Source organism: Candidatus Methanoperedens sp. BLZ2, from assembly GCF_002487355.1.
In the GTDB taxonomy this organism is placed as follows: Archaea; Halobacteriota; Methanosarcinia; order Methanosarcinales; family Methanoperedenaceae; genus Methanoperedens.
This window is the reverse complement of the sequence record NZ_NTMG01000030.1, coordinates 1-12,717: the sequence shown is the minus strand read 5'-3', so window position 1 is coordinate 12,717 and position 12,717 is coordinate 1. Positions and strand designations below refer to the sequence as shown.

At 41.8% G+C, this 12,717-nt stretch carries 14 protein-coding genes; 3 read left to right on the top strand and 11 right to left on the bottom strand.

Features of this window, described 5'->3' with window-relative positions; all coding sequences use genetic code 11:
- Positions 1–270 (bottom strand): TrmB family transcriptional regulator (locus CL181_RS04770; RefSeq protein WP_141398796.1); only part of this gene is annotated, 270 nt, incomplete at its 3' end.
- A gap of 120 nt (positions 271–390) precedes the next feature.
- On the opposite strand from CL181_RS04770, the gene CL181_RS04765 reads away from it, so the two are divergent.
- From CL181_RS04765 to CL181_RS04755, 3 genes are read left to right on the top strand one after another with little or no spacing between them, the layout of a single operon-like run.
- The gene (locus tag CL181_RS04765; protein ID WP_097298102.1) at positions 391–1,572 is read left to right on the top strand and encodes an RND family transporter; all 1,182 of its coding nucleotides are present in this window, start codon (positions 391–393) and stop codon (positions 1,570–1,572) included.
- Positions 1,573–1,579: 7 nt separating this feature from the next.
- Entirely contained in the window at positions 1,580–2,764 is a 1,185-nt protein-coding gene (locus CL181_RS04760; protein WP_097298101.1) for an MMPL family transporter, read from the top strand.
- Entirely contained in the window at positions 2,761–4,014 is a 1,254-nt protein-coding gene (locus CL181_RS04755; protein ID WP_097298100.1) for a COG1361 S-layer family protein, read from the top strand. The genes CL181_RS04760 and CL181_RS04755 overlap by 4 nt, the downstream gene beginning before the upstream one ends.
- Positions 4,015–4,035: 21 nt before the next feature.
- Here the strand turns inward: CL181_RS04755 and CL181_RS04750 are convergent, their stop codons facing one another.
- The 10 genes from CL181_RS04750 to CL181_RS04705 all read right to left on the bottom strand — a co-directional run.
- Complete coding sequence (locus CL181_RS04750) at positions 4,036–4,923, bottom strand: cation diffusion facilitator family transporter (RefSeq protein ID WP_097298099.1); 888 nt, start codon at positions 4,921–4,923, stop codon at positions 4,036–4,038.
- Between the two features lie 7 nt (positions 4,924–4,930).
- The gene (locus CL181_RS04745) at positions 4,931–5,236 is read right to left on the bottom strand and encodes an antibiotic biosynthesis monooxygenase (protein ID WP_097298098.1); all 306 of its coding nucleotides are present in this window, start codon (positions 5,234–5,236) and stop codon (positions 4,931–4,933) included.
- Positions 5,237–5,310: 74 nt separating this feature from the next.
- A complete protein-coding gene (locus CL181_RS04740) occupies positions 5,311–6,066 on the bottom strand; it encodes an ABC transporter ATP-binding protein (protein WP_097298097.1) in 756 nt (251 codons plus the stop codon).
- Between the two features lie 4 nt (positions 6,067–6,070).
- Positions 6,071–7,273, bottom strand: coding sequence for an ABC transporter permease (locus tag CL181_RS04735; RefSeq protein ID WP_097298096.1), 1,203 nt, complete (start codon positions 7,271–7,273; stop codon positions 6,071–6,073).
- Between the two features lie 37 nt (positions 7,274–7,310).
- A complete protein-coding gene (locus tag CL181_RS04730; protein WP_176505062.1) occupies positions 7,311–8,489 on the bottom strand; it encodes a COG1361 S-layer family protein in 1,179 nt (392 codons plus the stop codon).
- Between the two features lie 38 nt (positions 8,490–8,527).
- Positions 8,528–9,127 (bottom strand): TetR/AcrR family transcriptional regulator, encoded by a 600-nt coding sequence (locus CL181_RS04725; RefSeq protein ID WP_141398795.1) that lies wholly within the window; start codon positions 9,125–9,127, stop codon positions 8,528–8,530.
- 162 nt (positions 9,128–9,289) lie between these two features.
- Positions 9,290–10,702 (bottom strand): cbb3-type cytochrome c oxidase subunit I, encoded by a 1,413-nt coding sequence (locus CL181_RS04720; RefSeq protein ID WP_097298093.1) that lies wholly within the window; start codon positions 10,700–10,702, stop codon positions 9,290–9,292.
- The gene (locus tag CL181_RS04715; RefSeq protein ID WP_097298092.1) at positions 10,671–11,252 is read right to left on the bottom strand and encodes a cytochrome c; all 582 of its coding nucleotides are present in this window, start codon (positions 11,250–11,252) and stop codon (positions 10,671–10,673) included. Before CL181_RS04715 ends, CL181_RS04720 begins: the two co-directional genes overlap by 32 nt.
- The gene (locus CL181_RS04710; protein WP_097298091.1) at positions 11,249–12,052 is read right to left on the bottom strand and encodes a cytochrome c; all 804 of its coding nucleotides are present in this window, start codon (positions 12,050–12,052) and stop codon (positions 11,249–11,251) included. The genes CL181_RS04715 and CL181_RS04710 overlap by 4 nt, the downstream gene beginning before the upstream one ends.
- Before the next feature lie 94 nt (positions 12,053–12,146).
- On the bottom strand, positions 12,147–12,717 hold a 571-nt coding region (locus CL181_RS04705), incomplete at its 5' end, for an RNA-guided endonuclease TnpB family protein (RefSeq protein ID WP_141398794.1).

Here is a 12,717-nt window from a genome sequence, read left to right as displayed (position 1 = left end):
CGAAGCCTGCTTTAATTCCTCCTGTTTTGTAGAGCAAAGATGTGTTAGCGCAGCTGCAGGGTCAACACATGCATATCGGCGCGGTCTTGTATCCTGTGCCCGGACAAGATGGACTTCTTCGAGGCTTGAAAGTACACTATAGATGCGTCCCATTGGTATTTTTGCATTCAGCGCAATCTCATCAGCCTCAGCATCTCCGAGTTTTAGAAGAGCAATATAAGCCTGTGATTCATAGCCTGTAAGTCCGAGTTTTTTTAGTTTCTCGATCACAGGGGATTATTTTACATATTGGTATTTAAATGTTTTCAATTTAAACAACTTCAAAGTTGTTTAAAGCACAATATTTTAAATACTTGCATATGCAAATAAGCATGAAATCCAGGAGACTTAATGGCTGATTTCCTTGAAACCAATTTAACAAGACTTGCGCAAATACAGAAAAAGCACACAAAAATACTGGCTATAGCAGTGATTCTTATAACAATATTCCTGGGTATAGGCCTTAAGGACCTGACCATAAATTCGGACTTCAGGAAAGAAATGCCAAAAGAACTTCCGATCTTTAAACTTAATGACCGGATTACTGATAAATTCGGGGGTCAGGATTCTGTGGTCATCGCCGTGGAGATCGATGATACAGTAGATTCAAAAACTTCGGTAAGGGATATACGTGACCCGCGGGTAATACAGGCCATGATTCTTCTGGATGAAGACCTGAGGGGAGAAACAAGCGTAACAAGCGTCAGTTCGCCTGCAAGTTTTTTCAGGGGGCAAAATGGAGTAACACCTGAAAATATAACAAAAACCCTTCGCAGCAATCCAATGGCCGATGGATTCTTCAGTAAGAACTATAAGATGGCGCTCATGTTCGTTGGCGCTGATATAGGCACCGGGGAAGAGCAGATACAGAATTTTGATGAGCTTCTAAAGGAGCATATCAAGAACACACCAACACCCACTGGCGTAAAAATAGGGATAACCGGGGCGCCCATAATCCGTATGACCATTTTTGACCTGCTAAAAAGGGATGCTGTTTTAACACTCGCTGTTTCGGCTACCATAATCCTGCTTTTGCTCTTTGTAATGCAGCGCTCATATACTCATGGATTGCTGGTATTTGCTCCCCTTTCCCTTGGATTGATATGGACGATGGGAACTCTCGGCTGGCTAGGAATACCGCTTTCCGTTGCAACTGTGGGTCTATCCTCCATGATCCTGGGGCTGGGAGTCGAATATGGCGTATTCGTATTGAGCAGGTATAAAGAAGAAAGAGCCAAGAACATAAACCAGCTTGACTCCATGAAGACCACAGTTTATGCAATCGGCACTGCCGTTATAGGCTCAGGGCTGACAACCATCGTAGGCTTTGGAGTTCTTTCATTTGCAAGCGTTCCCATGATCCAGCATCTTGGCCAGACACTTGCCCTGGGTATAGCATATTGTCTTCTTGCCGCTCTCTTTGTCAATCCTGTTTTCATTCTCCTGGAAGAGGATTATGAATATTGGAGTACACACAGGAAGCTTGAGAAACTTGCAATAAAGAAAGAATTGCATGCTCAGAGGGTGAGGTAAATATAATATGATCAAACCCCTGGAAAAATATTCGGAGCTTATTACAAGACATCCCTTCACTGTGCTTGTGATCATGCTTCTTGTAACAGCATATGCTATACAGATGATTGGCACGATCGAAACAAAAAAATCAGATATGAATTCAATGCTTCCAAAGGATGTGGATTCAATATCCACACTGAAAAGCATTGAAAATGAATTCGGAAGCACAAATTTTGCGTTGTTTGCCGTAGAGATAGATCCTTCCAATATCGGTTCTGATGAAGTGCGTGATGTCCGGGACCACAGGGTATTGCCCTATTTGAACCAGTTAACAGAGCTTGCCATCCATACTGACAATGTTATTGAAGTAACAAGTGCGGCCACTGTACTTAAGAGTATCAATCAGGGAAAACTCCCGCAGTCAGAGAGGGAAGTCCAGGAACTTGCAGGTAAGAACGGTCTGCTTGACAATTATATCAGCAAGGATTATACTATTGCTCTTGTGAGGATACAAACTACAGATGATGTTGATCTCAAGTCACTCGAAATCGAGCTTGATAAGATAATCAATGAACTTCCGCAGCCTCCTGGTGTCACAACGACTCTGGGTGGTGTGGCAATGGAAAGTGTTGTCATGGAAAAAAATATCGGACCTGATATGGCAAAGACGTCACTGTATTCTCTTATAGGGATATTGATAATCATCCTTGTGCTATTCCGTTCCATTAAATACGGGTTCACGCCGATATCAACCATAATCTTCGGAACAGTCTGGGCAATGGGTTTTGTGGGATTTATCGGGATGGGCATGAGTTCCCAGACATCTGGAGTTTTATCCATGATAATGGGCATTGGAATTGACTTCGGGATACAGGTTGTAACCAGGTACAGGTTCGAGATGGCAAATATACCTGGTTTGAAAGAAAGTCACCCGAATATTGATCTTGGTCCGAAGGATGCAATGGCAGTGACCCTGAATAATGTAACAGTTCCCATGTTAACCACAACACTTGCCGCTCTTATCGGATTTGAGGCAATGTCTCTGGGGAAATTAACGTTCCTCGGAGATATGGGAACGATCATGAGCTATGGAGTTGCGGCAAGCATGGTTGCAGCCATAACAATAGTTCCAGCTATTATTATAATATTAGATACAGTTGATTTAAAAAAACATATAAAATTATTTAACAGATTTGAGGTACGAAAATGAATAGAATGTTAAAGCAGATCACTTTGATCGGAATAGTTTTCGGGTTGTTGCTGATGATAGCGATAGTGAGCCCTGTTTCATCCGCTCCCCTGACAGGAGCGCAGGGAAGCAGGATACAGGCAAATTTCATGAACCAGGATCCTGACCCTGCGGATGCAGGAAAGGATGTTGATCTGAGATGGCAGATCACAAATACAATTCCTGGAACAGTTGAAGCTTTGAAATTCCGTCTTGATGCTGATTATCCGTTCTTATTTGAAGCCGGGGATTCTCCTGATAAAGATCTCGGGACATCTGTCGGAACAAGTGACAACAAATTATACTATGTACTCCATTATAAGCTCAGGATAGCGGATAATGCTCTTAAGGGAACATATAATGTTACACTGAACTGGAATACGGGAGATGGCTGGACAAAGAAAGAATTCCCAATCTATATCGATCCAAAGAGGGCAGATTTCGTAGTCGGGGCGCTTTTGACATCACCTGAAAAGATCATTGCAGATACCAAGGAAGCAAAATTATCCGTAAATATTGATAATATCGGAAAAGGTGATGCCCAGAACGTCAAAGTGAAATTATTGTTGCCGTCAGGTTTTACGCCCACATATAGTTATTCGGATGAGGATAGTCCCGGCATTATTTTAAAAGGGGCGGGCAAGACAACGAATTTCTATGTGGATGTCGATGAAAATGTCAGGGAAGGGGAATACAAAGCACAGCTTGAGATAACATACAGGGATGAAAATGATGAAAACAACACCTACAGTACAAAGGCTCTTGACCTTCTCATACCCATCAAACCAGCTCCTTATCTGATTGTAGAATCGATAACAACTACACCGGAGAAACTTGAGCCAGGCTCCAAAGTTGAATTCAGGATCAAGGTAAAAAATACGGGTAATGAGAAAGCTGAATCCGTATCCCTGCGGGTTTTCAAGGATGCTTCGCAGCCATTTGAATTCAATGAGAAATCAGATTTCATAGGAAAACTTGAAAAGAATGACAGTGGCGATGCTGTGCTCAGAGTTACGGTCGATAAGAATGCTGCAGCCAAAAAATATCTCCTTGATGTTGAATTAAGAGGAATCGATGAAAAGAACAACGTGGTAATATTCAGGCGCACAGTTCCGATAACTGTTGATAAGGCGGCTCCAACCCTGCCTGCGACCGGGATTTTCGGCGGTTTAATTGCCATTGTCGGGGCGGCGGGATATTATTCAGGAAAAAGGAAAAGGAAAAATCAGTGAAGGCATTTTTGCCTTCATTTTTCATGGTACTGCTGCTGCATCCATGTGAATGAAACAATAACCTCCCTTTATAGATTCATGTACCCGCATTCGTACCTCCTCTGCTATGCGGGCTGCCTCTTCAATAGAGGTCCCTTTTAGCACGTCGATATGCATTCCCAGATGAATAATATCAGGTCCGATATACTCAGCGCGTATTTCATGCACTCCAATTACACCCTGTACCGAAAGTGCTATATTCTCAACATTTTTTAATAATTCGGGTCCTGGTGAACGTCCCAGCAAGAAGCTTAAGTTCTCCCTGAACAGCCCTATGGCGTTGTAAGCTATTATGGTAGCAACTACTATAGAGGCAATCGGGTCAGCGATGTATTCTCCTTGAATAATGAATACTGTGCCTATAAGCGCAGCAATCAGGCCCAGTTCGTCATTGAATAACTCAGTGAGCTGTGCCCTGGCAGCAGCTCCATGCTTTTTTTGCCTGAGCATGTTTATCAGGGGAACTCCTGCGATAAACATCGATATGATAAGCACCCCGAGAGCCAGGTTGAGGTTTTGATAGCTCACTTCTTCAGGCGCAAAGAGTTTTGGGATCGCTTCCCTGTATAATTCGAAACTGGTGAATGAAATAAATAGAGTTGCAGCCACAAGAGCAGCCACATTCTGCGCCCTGCCATAACCGAACATGTGTACGACATCGGCTTGCCTGCGTGAATATATTACTGCCACAAGTAGAAATCCTGACACAAAGATATCGCTAAGAGTGTGCAGCGCTTCAGCAAAAATGGCCATGACCCCTGTCATGAAATATACTGCCAGTTTCATGACAAAAATCAGGATATACACTCCAACTGCTATTTTCAATGCACGAATATCGCTTTCCTGCGAGGAGTCAGTTGCGTAATTCATTTCTGCGTCATTTGTTTTCTGAAGTTATTATTACTTCATAGAAACCGGGTGTTGACGATCCGTCCAGCAATGGCTCAACCTTTTCCCATGCAGTTTGACGCTCATCGCTTAAGTGCATAGCCATAAAGGTTTCTTCGCTTTCATGTTCAACGATCGCAGCATAGTTTTTCTTGCCCCTGGTTGGTTTTAAAAGCCGCCTTGATATAAATCCGTCAAATTTCTCATACACGGCATTTGACCATGTAAACCATTTCGTAAATTCCTCATCTTTTCCCTTTCTAACAGGCGGGAATTGAACAATATTAACGAACATAACTTCACATCCTGGGTTTTAATGAATTAATTATACCCCGTTTTTCCCAATTATACATTGTATTTTTCAGGATATTAATCTTTTGCAATTTGTAGATTTCCTGCCTCCGATATCCCTTCTTTTTCCGCGAGCTCTCCATCTTTGAGCCATATCACCCTGCTCACATACTTCCTGTCCTCAGGTTCATGTGTCACCATCAGGACAGTCAAACCGATCTCCCGGTTCAATTTCTGGAATAATTGAAGTATCTGTCTGGATGAGGCGCTATCCAGATTTGCTGTGGGCTCGTCCGCGAACAGGATATCTGGATCATTGATAAGCGCTCTTGCGATCGCAACACGCTGCTGCTCACCACCTGACATCTCTCGCGGACGGTGATGTAAACGCGCTCCAAGCCCGACTTGCTCGAGCGTTTTTGTGCCTGTTTTCAAATAATCTTCCTTTTTTCTTCCGCGCGCCATTGCCGGAAGAAAAACATTTTCAAGAGCTGTAAGCTCAGGCAGGAGAGCATATTCCTGGAATACATAACCGAATCTCTCAAGGCGGAACTTTGCTTTCTCTGATTCAGATAATTTTAAAATGTCAATTCCACCAATATTGATCTCACCTGATGTAGGAGTGTCGAGCAATCCGAGCTGATGAAGCAAGGTGGACTTTCCACTTCCGCTTTTTCCCATTATTGCAGCAAATTCTCCTCGTTTTATGTTGAATGTGACATTATTAAGAGCCCTGACGCGCACTTCACCCATTGTATATATCCGGGTGAGGTTTCTTATTCCAAGAAGTATTTCATTTTCGTTCCCGATATTTGAAGTCAAATCATCCGCCATGATTTCAATCACCCCAGATAGCCTCTAATATCGTTTCCCGGACTGCCATCCATGATGGTATCAATCCCGCAGCCAATGCAGCAGCTATCAGGCTTATAGTATTTATCGAGACTTTTTCAGGTACTATCAATAATGAAACATATCCGATCGGGAATTTCAGTGGATGTTCGATAAACCAGGGTTTCAGTATTAAAAACATTATAAATAAACCTATGATCGTCCCGCTTATCGCATAGAACATCGCCTGGACGATATAAGAATGAATGATAATATTCTCCTTTATCCCGATGGCTCTCAATATTCCGATCTGCCTTCTTTTGCTTATGGTGTTCACATATATTATGATAAAAATGGTGACGCTTGCCACAAAAAGTCCAATCACGGCGATCAATAAAGCGATCATATCAAAACTTTTAGTTATGTTTTTTACCATGGCAGCATAGACTGTCCATGGTTTGATCTCTTCTTTAATACCCAGTTCCAGTAACTTTTTTATGTAAATTTCTTCATTTCCAGTTTCAGCGGTCTTGATCAGGATAAGTGATGCCGTATCATTGAAACCAAGTACGGATTCCATCTCATTCTGGCTTATGTATGCGAGGTTATTTGACTGCTGGAAATTTACATCAAATACACCTTTTACCCTGTAACTCCGCTTAACGCCGTTATTGAATAGCACATCGACAGATTCGCCGATCTTAACCCCTCCAAGTGAAAGATGTTCAAGATCCCCGCCATAACCACCAGGTATCTCTTTTCCAAGGATGATCTCATCAGTGTCCAGCTTGCTCAGGTATTCCCCATCGATCATAAAATTGTGTATTATGGTGACTGTTTTTTCATCATCGGGATTGATTGAACGGATAGCCCATGCCCCGCTTTTATCTTTATAGGAAAATGCGGCGCCAATTACATACTGTGAGGAAATGCCTGTTACGCCGGGAACGCTATTTATCTTTTGTTCCAGTGAACGAATGTCGCTGATATATTTTTCATCTTTCTTTGGTTCAAGTGCAATGTTTCCATAGAGAGTATTAATTACCTGGTTATTCACCGTGTTTCCCAATCCAAGAAAAATGGAGGCTGTAAACACTAAATTTACAAAGATAAGAGACATAATAAAGATTGTCAAAACAAGGGTTCCTTTATTGCCTTTTGTAATTGACTTATATGCAAGGAATAATGATAGATTCAGATCAGTTAACATGTAACACCCTATATTGTTTTAGTGTATCGGTTGCTGGTCATTGTTTCTTATTTTTCCTGCGGGAAAAGTAAAAGACAAATATTCCAGCCGCAAGTATTACCGCAATAACCGGTATTATTATTCCACTTTTATTTGTATCGAGCACATTTAAAGAGAGTACCTCTTTAACAGTGTGCTTTCCAAGATCATCTTCAAACTCGATAGTGGCAGTATATGGAATATCACCGCTCTCGGCTGCATTAAATGTAAATACGCCCGGTGCATCATCATCTGGCTCTATTTTTCCTAAAAAGGCAGTTTTAGTTCCTTCAAATGGTATGTTAAGGTTTACTTTTGCTGACCTTGCGTCCCCATTTCCTGAATTTTCAATGCGCAAGGTCATTGTAACAGGATCACCTTTTACAGGATTTTGGGGCTCTGTCTTGATATTTCCGATTGAAAGTTCAGCATTGCCAAGTATATTCACACCTACAAAACTCCGGGAACTCTGATTTTTCCCTGATTCATCTTTATAGTCCATATTTATCGGGATCGAATAGGACGAAATCACGGTTTTATCTTTGACCAGGAGACGGAAGTCCAATTCGATAGACTCGTCTGGATTGAGTATTTTTATGATCTTTGTGTCGGCTCCTGCAGGAACGAATGGCAGGCCGGATGTTTCCGCACTGATCTCTACTTCACGTGCAATGCCTGACCCCGCATTTGAGAGTAAAAATGTAATATTGAACATATCCTTCGGGCTTATGGATCCAGAGTCGATAGTAATATTGGAAATTGCAAGCTGCGGCACTCCCTGCACCATAACTTTAAATGTTTTATTAATTTCATGCAGCTGGTTATCGCTCATCCAGCTCACCATGAACTCAATTTCATAAACACCTGAAAATGCACGCTGGTCAATATGAAGAAGATAATTTTCAGCCACGGTACCATAACTGATAATTGTACCTTCATTGATGACCCGGTCATTTTCATTTTTAAGTATGATCGACGGGTCCGGATTTATGGCCAGAATAACGTTATTCGCCTGCGCGTTTCCATTTGCAAGTGTGAGCGAAAGCATAAGATCCTGGCCGGGTTCGACCGGTTGGGGCGAGAGTTTGCTTAATACTACATCAAGTTCTGCATTGGCAGGAGCTATTAACAAAAGGATCACAGTGACTGCGAACAGGATTGGTATTTTAATATGGGGTATATTGGATTTATTATTCATAGTATGATGATTCTCCTTTATATTTTTTAAGTGCATGTTTATCCATTCATATTTTTATCTTTAGATTCAATTCCATTTAAAAAAACATCAATAAATGCTTCAAACTCTTCTTTACTGCCAGATGAATTATTGTCCCTGAGCATTCTCCTTAAAAGATTTGAATAAAAGAAATAGCTGATGCAGTCCAGAGCTGCAACTCTGGGATTTACATTTCGCATTTTTCCTTGTTTTTGTTGCTGCTCAAAATAATCGGTCAGCCGCATAAGTATCATTTCTGGAACCGGAGCCAGGATCCCGGCGATCTCAGGTTTTTTCCGTGACTCGGCGATCAATATAATCATCATGTCAATCCTTTCTTCAATAATTTTCATGATGTTTTCACACAGGCTGTGAAGATTTACCTGGAAGTTTGCCCTGTTTTCATTCAAGAATACAGTATCAAGCGCTTGAAGAACAATATCCCTATTTTTCATCATGACCACCCGCAGAATATTCTCTTTTGATTGGAATTTGCGGAATAAAGTCACTTCGTTAACACCTGCTAATTCTGCAATCTTTCTGGTTCTTGCACCCTCAAATCCATCCTCTGAGAACACTTTCATAGCTGCATTCAGGATTCTTTGCTCTGTTTCATTCATTAATGCAAGTATGTACTTGCTTGCATTTATATCTTTCGCCTGCTTAATATAAAAGTTCAAAATAGAATTTGACAGCTATGCAAGAAGTAATGCGTCCATACCCTCTTTTCCAAAAGGCTGCTGCATTTTTTCAAACGTTCCTTATATGTCGTGGAATTCATTTTAAATCTCCTTATTTATATTATTACGTTCAACTTTTACTTTTATTGTGCTTATCAAAATAAGGTCATACGCAATCAGCAATCCTCCTGCAAAGGCGATCAACCCGCCGATTAATCGCCATCCAAAATACGGTAATAGAGTATTCTGGACGCTCATAAAACCCAAACCCTCCACCCTTTGCTGGTATACCTGGATGACCCCTGCGATCATCAATGCGATTATCATATTCAAAAAACCAATAACAAGAAGCCAGAATCCAATTTTACCCCTGTACTGTGAAAAGTTCAATTTTCCGGATATTTCCGGGATTGCAAGATACGCAATTCCAATAACGAGTAACAGATATGTGCCAGGAGTGGCAAAATGCGCGTGTGATGACGTTATCTGGGTTCCGTGCGTGAAGAAATTGATCTGCGGCAGAGTATGGAGAAAGCCCCACAGCCCTGCTCCAACAAAGTTCCCGATTGTAGCTCCAATTATCATGTAGAGCACAACTTTATTCAGGATAGGTTTTTTGTTCTCTTTCAGGTCTTTATATGCCGACCAGACCATAAGGAACAGAGGGACAGGCTGGAGTGCACTGAAAAGCCCGCCAAGGAAAATCCAGACACCTGGTGTCCCGATCCAGTAATAATGATGACCCTGCCCGATTATTCCTGTAAGAAGAATGAGTGCGACTTCAATTGCCAGGTATTTTTCAATTATTTCACGGCGCACCTGCGTCATTGCCAGGAGAATAAGCGCTATTACGCCTGCTGCTATTAATTCAAATGAAGCTTCAACCCAGTAGTGAACTACCCACCACCTGAAATATTCGGCAGCTACAATACTGTCAAACCATATTTCACCGGGAACATACATTAATATCGAGCCTATTGCGCCTGCAGCAAGTACAAGAATGGGTGAACTTAATTTGTTCTTGCTTTCAAGGATCGTAGCGATCACATTATAAACAACGCTTAAAAGTCCCGCTGTAAGAAGGAGATCCCAGACCCTTCCAGCTTCCAGGTATTCTCTTCCTTCTACCAGCCACCAGTTCCTTCCTGTGAAGAAAATCTCGGAAATGATGATCCCGATGCCAATAAGAAGAAGGAACCAGAACTGCATATCGATCAAACGCGGATGCTTTATGTCGCGCCCGGTCTCAACCGGTAGCAGGTAATACAGGCCGCCAATAAATCCGAGAAGCAGCCAGAGTACCATTAAATTGAGATGAAGCGCTTTTAGTATATCAAATGTCAAAGGCAGATTTGTTGAAGAGTCTCTTGCAAGGAAATTAACGCTCATCACAAGACCAAGCAGCATCTGGACAATAAATAGCAGGATAGCGGCAATGAAGTATTTCCTTGTTTTTATTTTTGATGGATATTCACTCATCGTTTCAAGCCCCCTCGTCATTTTTCTTATTCTCATAAGCAAAAAGTATCGCAAATATCAGTATATTTATAAATACGATCCCTGCCACTACCTGCCAGATATCTGAAAAATCCAGATTTTGTGCAGGTGTACTGTCCGGATTACCGTCCCTCTCCCATGAACCAGCGCCAGGCCAGCCGTTGGTATCAAGCATATTTGTATATTTCAAAAAAGCGGTTATCCTGTAAGCATCATCTTCTTTCATGCCTCGATCTCTCATTGGCGGCATACCCTTTGCGGGTGCACCTGAAAGAACAAAATTGGAAAGTGCTGCGTCATTTTCTCCTATTCTCTTATAAACCGTGGTCATGTCAGGTGCGAAATATGCCCCGTTCCCTACTATGGTATGACAGCCCGTGCACTGGTACTGCTCGAAGGCTTTCTTTCCTTCAACTGCATTGTATGCGTTTTGACCAAAATCCACAGTTACAGATAAAGGATCAGGATTCCTGTTGGCAAAATCCGTGTAGAATGAGACTATGCTAAACGGGATCATAAGAATTGCAGGTATAAGAAGCCCGATCAATATAAGCCGGTTATTGTTCATCTTTCTTTAAGCCCCCTTATAAAAAGATATAATATAAAAACCGCCAGTGCTACTGAAACTAAAATTATTGCACCACCGCCTGCTGTATTATACCATTCCTTCCCGGGGTATTGAGGTTTTGTTGGCGCGGGAGTGGTTTGAGGCAGAGTAGTTTGAGGTACTGTGAGTTGAGGTACTGTGAGCTGATAATCACTGAACTGGAATGTGAATAGATATTTTACGGCATCCCAGCGTTCATTTTCAGTCAGGTCGCTCTTATATGGGCGCATAGCTGTTCCGGGGATACCCTGGGTTAAACGATCAAAGAAAACGGATGGTTGCTTTGATGCCGTCTGGCTCAAATTCGTAAAATCAAAAGCCTCGGGAAGACCATATCCATCTCCCAGCATGCTGTGACATCCTGCACAATCTTTCTCATAGATCTTTTTTCCGTTTTCTGCTGATTGCTTATCGATCCAGAAGGTCCAGATATACGCTATAACATCCCATCTGTCTTTTTTTGGAAGTTTACTAAAAGATGGCATAGCAGTTCCTGGAATTCCATTTGTTATCTTATCATAAAATATTGACGAATTGGAGATGATCATCTTTTCGCTGTTTGTGAAATTGGAAGCGCCAGAAAAGGTTGATCCATCCCCTTTTTCACCATGGCATCCAGCACAGTTGGAGAGATATATTTTTTTTCCGGATTCAATCGAAGGCCGCTCATCCGGATAGTCGATAGCTACGGCAGTTGCTGAAGATATGATTATACATAAACTTATTAAAATAAAATATACTTTCCGGTTGATTGAACTCATGACAACCCCTGCGCAATTCTGTTATAGAAGAATCTACTATATTACTCTTATATATTAGATTATTATAAGAAGTATTAATTGTTTCTATTTTGTGTCAATTACCCCCGGTTGAAACCGGGGGCTTGTAACTATGCTTCATCTCAATTCCTGTTATGGCTTTGACTTCATTACATGCTACTATCCGCTGATTGACTTCAACGGCTCTTGCAGCGATATTGATCGCTGCTATATGATCAGCATTGTCAGAGAAACTACACTGAACACATCTGAATGTATCTCGATTTGGTCTATTCGCTCTTTCGTTATGTCCACATTCAGGACAGATATGAGAAGTTCCCCTTGGATTCACGAGAATAACAGGAATACCAGCAATAGTAGCCTTATATTCAATGAAACTCCTCAACTGATAGAACGCCCAGGAATGAAGACGGCTTCTCTGAGTCCTTCTTACCGTTACAGACTTGCGGATACCCTTGAGGTCTTCAAGAGCTATCGCCTGTCTTGTGTCTTTGGCTTTAGCCACGATCTTCCTGGAAATGATATGATTAATGTCACGATGGAAACGGGCTTCCCTATCGGAAAGTCGTTTGAGATGCCGCATTGCGGATGGAGTGTTAGCTTCTTGCAGGTCAGTTCGCAGAGTTGCGTTTTTCTCTCTTACCTTA